11 protein-coding genes are annotated in these 13,326 nt (G+C 73.6%); 10 read left to right on the top strand and 1 reads right to left on the bottom strand.

Features of this window, described 5'->3' with window-relative positions; genetic code table 11:
• Positions 1 to 142: 142 nt before the first annotated feature.
• The 3 genes from H9X71_RS11450 (at position 143) to mfd (ending at position 5,248) form a co-directional block, all read left to right on the top strand.
• Complete coding sequence (locus H9X71_RS11450; protein WP_191147209.1) at positions 143 to 790, top strand: 50S ribosomal protein L25/general stress protein Ctc; 648 nt, start codon at positions 143 to 145, stop codon at positions 788 to 790.
• Between the two features lie 161 nt (positions 791 to 951).
• Positions 952 to 1,539 carry an aminoacyl-tRNA hydrolase gene (pth, locus tag H9X71_RS11445; protein WP_191147208.1) on the top strand — a complete coding sequence of 196 codons (588 nt, stop codon included), beginning with the start codon at positions 952 to 954 and terminating at the stop codon, positions 1,537 to 1,539.
• A gap of 76 nt (positions 1,540 to 1,615) precedes the next feature.
• Positions 1,616 to 5,248: a transcription-repair coupling factor gene (gene mfd / locus H9X71_RS11440; RefSeq protein WP_191147207.1), complete on the top strand. Its 3,633-nt coding sequence runs from the start codon at positions 1,616 to 1,618 to the stop codon at positions 5,246 to 5,248.
• Between the two features lie 26 nt (positions 5,249 to 5,274).
• Here the strand turns inward: mfd and H9X71_RS11435 are convergent, their stop codons facing one another.
• Positions 5,275 to 6,504: a Na+/H+ antiporter NhaA gene (locus tag H9X71_RS11435; RefSeq protein ID WP_191147206.1), complete on the bottom strand. Its 1,230-nt coding sequence runs from the start codon at positions 6,502 to 6,504 to the stop codon at positions 5,275 to 5,277.
• Positions 6,505 to 6,611: 107 nt separating this feature from the next.
• On the opposite strand from H9X71_RS11435, the gene H9X71_RS11430 reads away from it, so the two are divergent.
• The 7 genes from H9X71_RS11430 (at position 6,612) to H9X71_RS11400 (ending at position 13,305) form a co-directional block, all read left to right on the top strand.
• Positions 6,612 to 7,358, top strand: a complete 747-nt coding sequence (locus H9X71_RS11430; protein WP_191147205.1) for a nucleoside triphosphate pyrophosphohydrolase — start codon at positions 6,612 to 6,614, stop codon at positions 7,356 to 7,358.
• A 154-nt stretch (positions 7,359 to 7,512) separates the two neighbouring features.
• Positions 7,513 to 8,148, top strand: a complete 636-nt coding sequence (locus H9X71_RS11425) for a TetR/AcrR family transcriptional regulator (RefSeq protein ID WP_191147204.1) — start codon at positions 7,513 to 7,515, stop codon at positions 8,146 to 8,148.
• 12 nt (positions 8,149 to 8,160) lie between these two features.
• Positions 8,161 to 9,468: a histidine--tRNA ligase gene (gene hisS / locus H9X71_RS11420; protein WP_191147203.1), complete on the top strand. Its 1,308-nt coding sequence runs from the start codon at positions 8,161 to 8,163 to the stop codon at positions 9,466 to 9,468.
• A gap of 115 nt (positions 9,469 to 9,583) precedes the next feature.
• On the top strand, positions 9,584 to 10,864 hold the full coding sequence (gene eno, locus H9X71_RS11415) for a phosphopyruvate hydratase (RefSeq protein WP_191147202.1): 1,281 nt from the start codon (positions 9,584 to 9,586) through the stop codon (positions 10,862 to 10,864).
• An 82-nt stretch (positions 10,865 to 10,946) separates the two neighbouring features.
• Entirely contained in the window at positions 10,947 to 11,504 is a 558-nt protein-coding gene (locus H9X71_RS11410) for an FtsB family cell division protein (RefSeq protein WP_191147201.1), read from the top strand.
• Positions 11,501 to 12,016 (top strand): DUF501 domain-containing protein, encoded by a 516-nt coding sequence (locus H9X71_RS11405; RefSeq protein ID WP_191147200.1) that lies wholly within the window; start codon positions 11,501 to 11,503, stop codon positions 12,014 to 12,016. The genes H9X71_RS11410 and H9X71_RS11405 overlap by 4 nt, the downstream gene beginning before the upstream one ends.
• Positions 12,013 to 13,305: a S8 family peptidase gene (locus tag H9X71_RS11400; RefSeq protein ID WP_191147199.1), complete on the top strand. Its 1,293-nt coding sequence runs from the start codon at positions 12,013 to 12,015 to the stop codon at positions 13,303 to 13,305. The genes H9X71_RS11405 and H9X71_RS11400 overlap by 4 nt, the downstream gene beginning before the upstream one ends.
• Positions 13,306 to 13,326 lie beyond the last annotated feature (21 nt).

The following is a 13,326-nucleotide window of genomic DNA, read 5'->3' as shown; positions in this document are numbered from 1 at the left end:
CGCAGGAGCCGTGCGCGAGCGCGGCGGCGGTCCGTTATCGACGCGGTGGACGGGGCTCGCACCTCATTCCTCACGCGCAAGCGTTCGAGCAGACGACACACACACGACGCGAGCCCTCACGGGCCGCACTAGGAGCGACACCATGGTTGACAACAACCTCACCGCGGAGCTGCGCACGCAGTTCGGCAAGGGCGCGGCCCGCAAGATCCGCGCGGTCGGCAAGATCCCCGCGGTCATCTACGGCCACGGCACCGACCCGCAGCACGTCACGCTGCCGGGCCACGAGCTCATGCTCATCATCCGCAAGGCGAACCAGATCATCACGCTCGACATCGAGGGCACGCCGCAGCTCGCGCTGGTGAAGGACGTCCAGAAGGACCCCGTGCGCCAGATCATCGAGCACGTCGACCTCATCGTCGTCCGCAAGGGCGAGCGCGTCGAGGTCGAGGTCCCGATCCACGTCGAGGGCGAGTCCTACCCCGGCACGATCCACTCCCTCGAGAACACGTCCATCACGGTCGACGTCGAGGCCACGCACATCCCCGAGTCCTTCGTCGTCTCCATCGAGGGCTTCGAGGAGGGCGCGCAGGTCACGGCCGGCCAGGTCACCCTCCCCGCCGGCGCCACGCTGGTCACCGACCCCGACACGCTCGTGCTCGCGGTCTCCGTCCCGCAGCTCGACCTCACCACCGACGCGGTGGACGAGGACGTCGTCGCCGAGGGCGACGCGGACGTCACGGTCACCGACGAGGGCGCCACGGGCGACCAGTCGGACGACTCGGCCAAGTAGCACCCGCGCGGCCCCGCGCCGCGTCGCCGCCCCGTGCGGCACCGCACCACCAGCACGACAGCACCACGGAGCCCGTCGGCCGCCGTCCGGGACACCGGCGACAGCCGGCGGGCTCCGCGCATCCGCCCCCGGATGCCATCGACCTACCGAGGAGAGCGCACGTGGACGACCGGACCCTGCTCGTGGTCGGCCTCGGCAACCCCGGACCGCAGTACGCGGGCACGCGGCACAACGTCGGCCAGATGGCGCTCGACGTGCTCGCCGACCGGATGCGCGCCACGTTCCGCTCGCACCGCGCCAACGCGCAGGTCGCGGAGGGGCGCGCCGTCCCGGGCGGGCCGAAGCTCATCCTGGCGAAGCCGAACTCGTTCATGAACCTGTCCGGCGGCCCGGTCGCGAACCTCCTCAAGTACTTCTCGCTGGAGGCGTCCCAGCTCGTCGTCGCGCACGACGAGCTCGACATCCCCTTCGACTCCATGAAGCTCAAGCAGGGCGGCGGGCACGGCGGCCACAACGGGATCCGCGACATCATCTCCTCGGCGGGCACGGGCGACTTCACGCGCGTGCGCATCGGCATCGGCCGCCCGCCCGGCCGCCAGGACGCGGCCGACTTCGTGCTCAAGCCCTTCTCCTCGACCGAGCGGCAGGTGCTGCCGAACGTCCTGGAGGACGCGGCCGACGCCGTGGAGATGATCGCGTCCGACGGCCTCATCGCGGCGCAGCTGCGCTTCCACACCGCCGCGTCCTGATCCCGCCGCGGGATCCGCGCGTCCGCCCACGGCGGACGGCGGCGGCCGTGTCGGCGGCGGCGCGTACGATCATCTGGTGATCCTCCAGGGCTTGATCCCGGCGCTCTCGCGCGCCTCCACGTTCGACGACGCCCTCGCATCGGCCTCCCGCGACGCCGACTTCTCCCTCACCGAGGGGCTCCAGGGGCCGCTGCTCGCGGGGCTCCTCCGCCAGCGCATCCAGCGCGGCATCCCGGGGTGCCTGCTCGTCGTCACCGCCACCGGCCGCGAGTCCGAGGGCATGCGCCGCAGCCTCGACGCCGTGCTGCCGGACGCCGAGATCCTCGAGTTCCCGGCCTGGGAGACGCTGCCGCACGAGCGGCTGAGCCCGAGCGCCGAGATCGTCGGCAAGCGGATCCACGCCCTCCGCCGCATGGAGGCGTGGCACGCCGCGCTCGGGGCGGGGGCCCGCGAGGTGCCGGCCGCCGAGGTCCGTCCGCTCGTCATCGTCGCCTCCGTGCGCGCGGCCCTGCAGCCCGTCGCCGACAACCTCACCGAGCTCGCGCCCGTGCAGCTCACCACCGGCAGCCGCGGCCACGACCTGTCCGAGCTCGCCGTGCGGCTCGTCGACCTCGCGTACTCGCGCGTCGACATGGTCACGCGCCGCGGCGAGTTCGCGGTGCGCGGCGGCATCCTCGACGTCTTCCCGCCGGTCTCCGACCACCCCGTGCGCGTCGAGTTCTTCGGCGACGAGGTCGACCAGATGCGCCCGTTCGCGGTCGCCGACCAGCGCTCGCTCGAGGAGACGGTCGACTCCGTCGAGCTGCCGCCGAGCCGGGAGCTGCTGCTGAGCGCGCCCGTGCGCCAGCGCGCCCGCGAGATGCAGCACGAGTTCCCGAACCTGCAGCAGATGCTCGCCAAGATCGCCGAGGGCATCCCGGTGGAGGGCATGGAGTCGCTCGCGCCGGCGCTCGTCGACAAGCTGGTCCCCGTCACGCACTACCTGCCGGTCGACGCGGCCATCGCCGTCGTCTCGCCCGAGCGGGTGTCCACCCGCGCGCAGAGCCTCGCCGACACGAACCGCGAGTTCCTCGACGCCGCGTGGAACGCCGCCACCGCGGGCGCGCAGGCGCCCATCGACCTCGCATCCGGCGACTTCCTCTCGCTCGGCCGCCTGCGCGACGCCCGCGGCCCGCGCCGCTGGTGGACCCTGTCCGGCTTCCAGGCCACCGACGTGCTGCCGGAGGACCTGGGGATCGACGAGGTCATGACCGTCCGCATCGAGGCGGATCCCGTGCCGAGCTTCGCGGGCAACGCCGACGGCGCCATCGAGCACGTGCGCGAGCGCCTCGCGGCCGGCTGGAGCGTGGGCGTCGTCGCCCAGGGATCCGGCCTCGTCGAGCGCGCCGACACCGTCCTCCGCGAGGCGGGCGTGCCCGCGCGCGTGGTCGAGGAGTTCCCCGCGGAGCCCGAGGCGGGCGTCGCCTACCTCCTGCGCGCCGCGATCGACGCGGGCTTCGAGATGCCCGAGATCCAGCTCGCGCTCCTCACCGAGAGCGAGTTCTACGGCCGCGCCGCCGGCTACGACAGCCGCCAGGTCAAGAAGCTCGCCACGCGCCGCAAGAACGTGGTGGACCCGCTTCAGCTGAAGCCGGGCGACCACGTCGTGCACACCACGCACGGCATCGGCAAGTTCGTCGAGCTCACGCAGCGCGAGGTCTCGTCCGGCGGCCGCAACGCCGTGAAGACCCGTCGCGAGTACCTCGTCATCGAGTACGCGCCCTCGAAGCGCGGCTACCCGGGCGACAAGCTCTTCGTGCCCACCGACCAGCTCGACCTGCTCAGCCGCTACGTCGGCGGCGAGGAGCCGGCCCTCAGCAAGATGGGCGGCAGCGACTGGGCCGCCGCCAAGGGCAAGGCCCGCCGAGCCGTCCGCGACATCGCCGTCGAGCTCGTGAAGCTGTACTCCGCGCGCATGGCGTCGCGCGGGCACTCCTTCCCGCCGGACACCCCGTGGCAGCGCGAGCTCGAGGAGGCGTTCCCCTTCATGGAGACGCCCGACCAGCTCACCGTCATCGACGAGGTCAAGCGCGACATGGAGAGCCCCATCCCCATGGACCGCCTGGTCTCGGGCGACGTCGGCTTCGGCAAGACGGAGATCGCCGTGCGCGCCGCGTTCAAGGCCGTGCAGGACGGCAAGCAGGTCGTGATGCTCGTGCCCACGACGCTCCTCGTGAAGCAGCACTTCGAGACGTTCTCCGAGCGCTTCGCCGGGTTCCCCGTGCACCTGCGTCAGCTCAGCCGATTCCAGACCGACAAGGAGTCGCGCGAGACCATCAAGGGGCTCGAGGACGGCTCGGTCGACGTCGTCATCGGCACGCACCGGCTGCTCACGGGCAGCATCGCGTTCAAGGACGTGGGGCTCGTCATCATCGACGAGGAGCAGCGGTTCGGCGTCGAGCACAAGGACGCGCTGAAGAAGCTGAAGGCCAACGTGGACATCCTCGCGATGTCGGCCACGCCCATCCCGCGCACGCTCGAGATGGCGGTCACGGGCATCCGCGAGATGTCCACGCTCGCCACCCCGCCGGAGGACCGGCACCCGATCCTCACGTTCGTGGGCCCCAACAGCGAGAAGCAGATCGCCGCGGCGATCCGCCGCGAGCTGCTGCGCGAGGGCCAGGTCTTCTTCGTGCACAACCGCGTCTCGAGCATCAACCGCGTGGCGTCGGAGCTGGCGGAGCTGGTGCCCGAGGCGCGCGTCGCCGTGGCCCACGGCAAGATGAGCGAGGCGATGCTGGAGCAGGTCATCGTCGACTTCTGGGAGCGGAAGTTCGACGTGCTCGTCTCGACCACCATCATCGAGACCGGCCTCGACATCGCCAACGCGAACACGCTCATCATCGACCGGGCCGACAAGTACGGCCTCAGCCAGCTGCACCAGCTGCGCGGCCGCGTCGGCCGTGGCCGGGAGCGCGCGTACGCGTACTTCCTCTACGACGCCGACAAGCCGCTGTCCGAGACGGCGCACGACCGGCTGTCCACGATCGCGGCGAACAACGAGCTGGGCTCGGGCATGCAGGTCGCGCTCAAGGACCTCGAGATCCGCGGCGCCGGCAACCTGCTGGGCGGCGAGCAGTCGGGCCACATCCAGGGCGTCGGCTTCGACCTCTACCTGCGGATGATCGGCGAGGCCGTCTCCACCTTCCGCGGCGACGTCGCGGAGGGCCAGACCGAGCTGCGGCTCGAGCTGCCGGTCGACGCGCACATCCCCGAGGAGTACGTCGACAGCGAGCGGCTGCGCCTCGAGGCGTACCAGAAGCTCTCGACGGCGGCCTCGCCCACGGCCACCGACGACCAGATCGACCGGGTCATCGAGGAGCTGTCGGACCGCTACGGCGAGCCGCCCGTGGAGGTCGACAACCTCGTGCGGGTGTCGCGCCTGCGCCGGGTCGCGCAGCGGGCCGGGCTCAGCGAGGTCGTCGCCATGGGGCCGAACCTGCGCATCGCGCCGGCCGACCTCGCCGACAGCAAGCAGGTGCGCCTGCAGCGCATGTACCCGGGCAGCCGCCTGTTCGCGCAGACCAACGCGGTCACCGTGCCCCTGCCCAAGCGCGACGGCGAGCCGCTGCCCGACGCCGAGCTCGTCGACTGGGTGCGGCAGCTCCTCGACGCCGTGTTCACGGTGGAGCCGGCGCCGGCCGCGAAGGAGTCCGCGCCGAAGGCGTGACCCGACGGCGGGTCGCCGCTCGGCGCCTAGGCGCGGGCCGGTCCGCCGTCCACGTGCGCCGGGAAGTCGTCGCGCGACGCGTCGTCCCCGTCCGCCGAGGCGCCCTCGCGGCGGGCACGGCGGCTGCGGATCGACAGGGTGACGGCCGCCGCGACGATCGAGACGCCCGAGCCGAGCAGCACCGCGAGCGTGCCCTCGTCGCGCACCTCGTCGAGGCCCGCGAACGCGAGCTCGCTCATGAGCAGCGACACCGTGAAGCCGATCCCGCCGAGGAGCGAGACGGTCACGAGGTCGGGCACGGCGAGGCCGCCCGCGGATCCGCGTCGGCGCGCGACCCACGCGCCGAGGAGCCCGCCCGCGGTGATGCCCACGAGCTTGCCGAGCGGGAGCGCGAGCGCGATGCCCCAGAAGGCGGGCGCCAGCTCCGCGAGGCCCACCGCGGGGATCGCGACGAGCGCGGCGGAGAACGCGAACAGCGGCAGCACGATCCCGTTCGAGAGGGGCTCCAGCGCGTGCGCCGCGCGGAGGCCCGAGAGGCGGGGGAGCGCGAACCCGAGGGCGACGCCGGCGATGGTCGCGTGGATCCCCGAGGAGAGCGTGGCCCACCAGGTGACGAGGGCGATGACCACGAGCAGCGCGACGACCGCGACGCGGAGCGCGCCCGTGCGCCCGACGCCGAGGCGGCCGACCACGGCGAAGAGCACGACGCCGACCACGGCGACGACGAGCGGCACGATCGCGAGGTCGGTCGTGAAGAAGACCGCGATGATCCCGATGGCGATGAGGTCGTCGAGCACCGCGAGGGCCAGGAGGAACACGCGCACGGCGGCCGGGAGGCCCCGGCCGAAGACGGCGAGCACGCCGAGCGCGAAGGCGATGTCGGTGGCGGTGGGCACGGGCCAGCCGCGCTCGAAGCCGCTGCCGGCGGTGATCGCGAGGTAGACGCCCGCGGGCACGACCACACCGCCGACCGCCGCGATCGCGGGGACGAGCGCCGCGGAGACGCTGTTCAGCCCGCCGGCGAGGAACTCGTGCTTCAGCTCCACGGCGACGATGAAGAAGAAGACGACGAGCAGCCCGTCGCTCACCCAGTGGCGGAGCGACAGGTCGACGCCGATCGCGGGGACGGCGAGGTGGCCGTCGGCCCACGCGATGAGGCCGGCGCCGGCTGGCATGTTCGCGACGACGAGGCCGACGACGGCGGCGAGGAGGAGGAGTCCGGCGGCGATGCGCTCGGAGCGGATGAGGGCGGTCATGTGCGCCTTCCGGGGTCGGGGGAGGGGGAGACGGTCACCCGCCGCCGACCAGACTTCCCGGCACACCGACCCACAGCCTACCGGGGGCCCGATGCGAGGATGGCCGGATGAGCGAGCCCGCATCCCCGTCCTCCTCCTCCTCCGACGCCTCCGTCGACGCCGTCGCCGGCCTCGCGCAGGCCATGGCCGTCCTCCGCGCGCCCGACGGCTGCGTCTGGAACCGCGGCATGACCCACCGCTCGCTCGTCCCGTACCTCCTCGAGGAGAGCCACGAGCTGGTCGAGGCCATCGAGACGGACGACGTGCCGGGCATCCGCGAGGAGCTCGCCGACGTGCTGCTGCAGGTCGTCTTCCACGCCGACATCGCGCGCACCGAGGGGGAGGGCTTCGACCTCGCCGACGTCGCGCGCACCGCCACCGAGAAGATGGTGCGCCGCCACCCGCACGTCTTCGGCGAGGAGCGCGCCGACACCGTCGAGGACGTGCTCCGCGTCTGGGGCGCGGCCAAGGACCGCGAGAAGCGGGCGCGCACGAGCGTCGTCGACGGGATCCCCATGTCCATGCCGTCCCTCGCCCTCGCCGACAAGCTCCTCGGCCGCGCCGAGCGCATCGGCCTGCTCGACGCGGACGCGCCCGCCGCCATCCCGGTCGACGACGAGGACGACCTCGGCCGGCTGCTGCTCGCGATCGTCGTGTCGGCCCGGTCGCGCGGCCTCGACGCGGAGCGCGCGCTGCGGACGACGCTGCGCTCGCTGACCGCGGAGATCCGCGCGGCGGAGCCGGCCCCCGGGACGAGCGGGGCGGGCGACGAGGAGGGCGGCGTCGCCTCCCCCGACGCGGGCCGGAGCGCCTGAGGCGAGGTCCGGCCCGCGGGGGCGTCGCCCGGGATTTACCCGATCCCGGGCCGCCGTGTCCGACGCCTCCACCCGAAGGAGACGGCGGACAGACCTGGGCATCCACACGGTAACGGGCTTCGCCACCTGTCCATCACGGTTGTTATGGTGAGACGTGGCCGCTCCGGATCCCCATCGCCGCCAGGGCCTGCTGGCCCACATCCTCGACCACCTCCGCGCGCACCCGCTCCAGTCGGTGACGTTCCGCGGCCTCGCCGACGCGCTGGGGGAGAGCACGTTCGTGCTCGTCTACCACTTCGGCTCGAAGGAGCGGCTGCTCGAGGCCGCGATGGACGCGATCGACCAGCGCCAGGCGGAGATGGTGGAGGGCGATCCCCGCACGATCCCGCCCGACCGGCTGCGGGAGTGGGCGACCCGCGCCTGGAGCTGGCGCCTCACCGACGTCAACCGCGACTTCCAGCGCCTCGAGTTCGAGGCGGCGCTCCTCCGCACGCGCGACGGCATCGTCCGGCCGCACGCCATCGCGAGCGTGTCGGCCTGGCGGCGCTTCGGGCTCGAGTGGATGCTCGCCCACGGCGTCCCCGAGGACGTCGCGGTCGACACCGCGGACCTCCTCCAGGCCGGCTCCTACGGCCTGCAGTTCGACTTCGTGATCTCCGGCGATCGCGCCCGGGCGCTCCGCGGCTTCGAGGCGCTCATCGACTCGTTCTCGCCGCGCATCGAGCCGTGGCTCGACCTGACCGGCCAGGCCCGACCGCCCGCACCGCCCGAGCCGTCGCCCGCCGCCTGACAGAATCGGGGGATGCCCCAGCAGATCACGCCGCCCCGCGGCATGCGCGACTTCCTGCCCGCAGAGAAGGCCCGCCGCGAGCAGGCGCTCGCGATCATCCGCCGCACCTACCGCGCGCACGGCTTCGACGAGATCGAGACCCCCGTCGTCGAGGAGTCCGGCCGGCTGCACGCGGGCCTCGGCGGCGACAACGAGAAGCTCGCCTACTCCGTGCTGAAGCGCGGCCTCTCGGGTGACGACCTGCGCGCGGCCGCCGACTCCGGCGACGTCCTCGCGCTCTCCGACCTCGGCCTCCGCTTCGACCTCACGGTGCCGCTCGCACGCTTCTACGCCTCGCACCGCGCCGAGCTGCCGGGCGTCTTCCGGTCGATCCAGGCGGCGCCGGTCTGGCGCGCCGAGCGCCCGCAGAAGGGCCGCTACCGCCAGTTCATGCAGTGCGACATCGACGTCATCGGCGAGGCCGGGCAGCTGGCCGAGGTCGAGCTGATCTCCGCCACCGCGGCCACGCTCGCGGCGCTCGGCCTCACGGGCTGCACCATCCGCGTGAACGACCGGCGCATCCTCGCCGGGATCCTCGACTCCTGCGGCTTCGCCCCGGAACGCCAGGCCCAGGCCCTCATCAGCATCGACAAGCTCGACAAGATCGGCGCCGCGGGCGTGGTGGCCGAGCTCGCCGAGGGCGGGGCCGACGCGGCCGACGTGCTCGGCGGGATCCTCGAGCGCATCGAGCCCGCGCTCGCCGACGGCGGCGTGCCGCTCACGGCCGAGGCGATCACCGGCATCCTCCCCGCGGGCGTCGACCCCGACGCGGTCGCCGACCTGGAGACCCTGGCCGACGCGCTCGTCGGCCTCCCCGAGGGCGTCACCCTCCGCTTCGACCCGACCCTCGTGCGCGGCATGGGCTACTACACGGGCACGATCTTCGAGATCGCGCACCCCGCGTCCGGCAGCTCGGTGGGCGGCGGCGGCCGCTACGACGGCATGATCGGCCGCTTCCTCGGCCAGGACGTGCCCGCCGCGGGCTTCTCCATCGGCTTCGAGCGGATCGTCGACCTCGCCGTCCTGCCTGCCGCGGAGGACGCCGACGCCATCGCGCTCGTGCACGACCGCCGGACCCCCGTCGCGGTGCTCGCGCGCCTCAAGGCGGAGCTCGTCGCGTCCGGCCGCCGGGTGCGGCTCGAGCCGCGCCCCAAGAACGTCGCCCCGCTCCTCGAGGCGCTCAAGCAGCAGGGCTTCCGCACGTTCGCGTCGGTCGACGCGGACACCGCCGACGCCGCGTCGTTGCAGGAGCGACCGCTCGACGGCGGCCCGCGCGGCTGATCCGACACCTGCGCGACACCTGCGCGGGGGCGCCGCCGCCCGCAGCCCGGAAGGGGCCCGCGGCTAGGATGGACCCGACTTCCCACCCCCCACCGCAACGCAAGGAGACCATTCCGTGGCAGCCATCGAAGCAGTCAACGCACGCGAGATCCTCGACTCCCGGGGCAACCCGACCGTCGAGGTCGAGGTGCTCCTGGAGGACGGCACGTTCACCCGCGCCGCCGTCCCGTCCGGCGCCTCGACCGGCGCGTTCGAGGCGTACGAGCTGCGCGACGGCGACGCGGGCCGCTACCTGGGCAAGGGCGTCCAGAAGGCCGTCGCCGCGGTGCGCGACGAGATCGCCCCCGCCATCCAGGACCTCGACGCGGCCGACCAGCGCATCATCGACGCCACGATGATCGAGCTCGACGGCACCGAGAACAAGTCCCGCCTCGGCGCCAACGCGCTCCTCGGCGTCTCCCTCGCGGTCGCGAAGGCCGCGGCCGACTCCGCCGAGCTGCCCCTCTACCGCTACCTCGGCGGCCCGAACGCGCACACGCTGCCCGTCCCCATGCTCAACGTCATCAACGGCGGCTCGCACGCGGACACCAACGTCGACATCCAGGAGTTCATGATCCTGCCCGTCGGCGCGTCCACCTTCTCCGAGGGCCTGCGCTGGGGCGTCGAGACGTACCACGCGCTCAAGAGCCTGCTGAAGAAGAAGGGCCTGTCGACCGGCCTCGGCGACGAGGGCGGCTTCGCCCCGAACCTCGACAGCAACCGCGCCGCGCTCGACCTGCTCATGGAGGCCATCGAGTCCGCCGGCTTCACGCCCGGCAAGCAGATCGCGCTCGGCCTCGACGTGGCGTCCAGCGAGTTCTTCTCCGACGGCGCGTACACGTTCGAGGGGCAGAAGGTCGACGCCGCGCACATGACGGCGTACTTCTCGGACCTCGTCGCGTCCTACCCCCTCATCACCATCGAGGACCCGCTGGACGAGGACGACTGGGCCGGCTACGACCACTTCACCGCCGAGCTCGGCTCCAAGGTGCAGATCGTCGGCGACGACCTCTTCGTCACGAACCCGAAGCGCCTCGCCGACGGCATCACGCGCGGCGTCGCCAACTCGATCCTCGTCAAGGTCAACCAGATCGGCACGCTCACCGAGACGCTCGACGCGGTCGCCCTCGCGCAGCGCAGCGGCTACACCACGGTGCTCTCGCACCGCTCCGGCGAGACCGAGGACACCACCATCGCCGACCTCGCGGTCGCGGTGGAGGCGGGCCAGATCAAGACCGGCGCCCCCGCCCGCAGCGAGCGCGTCGCGAAGTACAACCAGCTCCTCCGCATCGAGCAGGACCTCGGCGCCGCCGCGGTCTACGCCGGCCGCAGCGCCTTCCCGCGCTTCCAGGCCTGATCCGGCCGGACCGCCCGCGCCCATCCGGCGCGGGCGGTCCGCCGTCCACCCGCACCACCCACCCGCACACGAAGGAGGACCGATGGCCCGCATCCCCGGCCTCGACACCCTCCGGGCCCGTCGCGCCCCGCGTCCGCGCACCGAGCGCGTCCCCGTCACCCTGCCCGAGGACGACGCCCCCGCCGGCAACTGGCTCCGCAGCATGCGCTTCTCCGGCTTCTCCGCGATGGTGCTCGTGCTCCTCGTCCTCACGGTCGTGGTCCTCGCCCCCGGCCTGCGCATCTACCTCGAGCAGCGGCAGCAGCTCAGCAGCCTGCAGAGCGCGGTGGACGCCCAGAAGGGCACCATCGCCCAGCTCCAGGACCAGCGCGCCCGCTACGACGACCCCGCGTTCCTCAAGGCGCAGGTCCGCGACCGCCTCTTCTACGTGATGCCCGGCGAGACGAGCTACCTCGTGCGCGGCCTGCCCGACACGCGCGGCGACGCGACCACCACGGCCGACGGCGCGCCCATCAGCGACGACCTGCAGGAGACGAAGCGGGACTGGGTGCAGTCCCTGCTCGGATCCGCGCTCACCAGCGCCCTCAGCGACACCCCGCCCGACCAGCTCCAGGGATCCGTCCAGGGAGGCGACCAGTGACCCGACCCCCCTTCGACCCGCCCTCGGAGCGGGACGTCCGCGTCGTCTCCGCCCAGCTCGGCCGCCCCGCGCGCGACGTGGTCGGCATCGCCGCCCGCTGCGTGTGCGGCAACCCCACGGTCGTGAGCACGGCCCCGCGCCTCAGCGACGGCACGCCGTTCCCCACGCTCTACTACCTGTGCCACCCCGCGGCCACGGCCGCCATCTCGCACCTCGAGGCCGAGCACGTGATGGCCGAGCTGCAGGACGACCTGGCCGACGACGAGGCGCTGCGCGACGCCTACGCCGCGGCGCACGCCTCCTACCTCGCCGACCGCGAGTCGATCCTCGTGGTGCCCGAGCTCGCCGGCGTCTCCGCGGGCGGCATGCCCGTGCGCGTCAAGTGCCTGCACGCGCTGGCGGGTCACGCGCTCGCGGCCGGACCCGGCGTCAACCCCATCGGCGACATCGCGCTGGCCCGGGCCGCGTGGTCGCCCGACGTCTGCGAGTGCGCCGACCACGACGCGGCATGATCCCGGAGCGCCAGGCGCGCCGGCGTGACGCAGCGGGCCCGGGCCGACCGGCGCGCCGCCTCGCGCGCACGGCCGTCGTCGGGCTCCTCGCCCTCGGCGCCGCGCTCAGCGCGGCGCCCCCCGCCCACGCGGATCCCGTCCGCGAGCGCCAGTACTGGCTCGGCGACTACGGCGTCGAGCAGGCGTGGCAGACCACGCGCGGCGAGGGCGTGAACGTCGCCGTCATCGACACGGGCGTCGACTCCTCCGTGGCCGACCTCCGCGGCGCGGTCGTGGGCGGCACGGACGTCTCGGGCGTCGGATCCGCGGACGGCTCGCGCCCCGTCGGCGCCTCGAGCGAGCACGGCACCATGGTCGCGTCGCTCCTCGCCGGCCGCGGCACGGGCACCGGCTCCGGCGTCATCGGCGTGGCCCCGGCCGCGAGCATCCTCAGCGTCTCGGTCGCGCTCGGCGGCCCGACGCCCGGCGCCCGCGACGAGGACGCGCAGATCGCCGACGCCGTGCGCTGGGCCGTCGACAACGGCGCGAGCGTCATCAACATGTCCCTCACCCGGAACTCGCTCGACTGGCCTGAGAGCTGGGACCGCGCCTTCCTCTACGCCTACGAGCACGACGTCGTGGTCGTCGCGGCCGCGGGCAACCGGGGGAGCGGCACCACCGAGGTCGGCGCGCCCGCCACGATCCCGGGCGTGCTGGCGGTCGCGGGCGTGGACCGCGCGGGGGCGGCGAGCTTCGACGCGTCCTCGCAGGGCATCACCATCGCGGTCGCCGCGCCGAGCGAGCAGCTCGTGGGCGTCGCGCCCGGCGGCGGGTACGTGCAGTGGAGCGGCACGAGCGGCGCCGCGCCCCTCGTCTCCGGGGTGGTCGCGCTCGTGCGCGCCGCGCATCCGGAGCTCAAGGCGGACGACGTGGTGGAGCGCGTGCTCGCCACCGCCCGCCCGAAGGGCCAGCCCGAGATCTACGGCCGCGGGCTCGTCGACGCGGCCGCCGCCGTGACGGCCGAGGTCCCGCCCGCCAGCGGGAAGCCGCTCGGCGACCTCGCCGAGTGGGTGCGGCTCTACCGCCGGGCGCCCGTCGCGACGCCGGATCCGTCCGCCTCCGCCACCCCGGACGCCGGCCCCGCCGTGCCCGCCGACGCCCCCACCGCCGATGCCTCCGCCGACGCGCTGCCCACCGTGGGCGCGCTGCGTGCGGTGGGGATCCCGGCCCTCGTCCTCTCCGTCTTCGGGGCGCTCGCGGCCGCCATGGCCGTCGTCGCGTTCCGGCATTTCAGACGGCTGCTCCGTTAGGGGTAGCCTGATTTCGACCAC

This window comes from Clavibacter zhangzhiyongii (assembly GCF_014775655.1).
Taxonomy (GTDB): Bacteria; Actinomycetota; Actinomycetes; order Actinomycetales; family Microbacteriaceae; genus Clavibacter; species Clavibacter zhangzhiyongii.
Note: the sequence above shows the minus strand (reverse complement) of the source record. Positions and strands in the feature narration are given on the sequence as shown.

Coding starts and splice junctions, on each gene's coding strand:
- hisS (WP_191147203.1), top strand. CDS start 8,161: ATGCCCCAGCAGATCACGCCGCCCCGCGGCATGCGCGACTTCCTGCCC.
- H9X71_RS11430 (WP_191147205.1), top strand. CDS start 6,612: ATGAGCGAGCCCGCATCCCCGTCCTCCTCCTCCTCCGACGCCTCCGTC.
- H9X71_RS11400 (WP_191147199.1), top strand. CDS start 12,013: ATGATCCCGGAGCGCCAGGCGCGCCGGCGTGACGCAGCGGGCCCGGGC.
- H9X71_RS11435 (WP_191147206.1), bottom strand. CDS start 6,504: ATGACCGCCCTCATCCGCTCCGAGCGCATCGCCGCCGGACTCCTCCTC.
- H9X71_RS11410 (WP_191147201.1), top strand. CDS start 10,947: ATGGCCCGCATCCCCGGCCTCGACACCCTCCGGGCCCGTCGCGCCCCG.
- H9X71_RS11450 (WP_191147209.1), top strand. CDS start 143: ATGGTTGACAACAACCTCACCGCGGAGCTGCGCACGCAGTTCGGCAAG.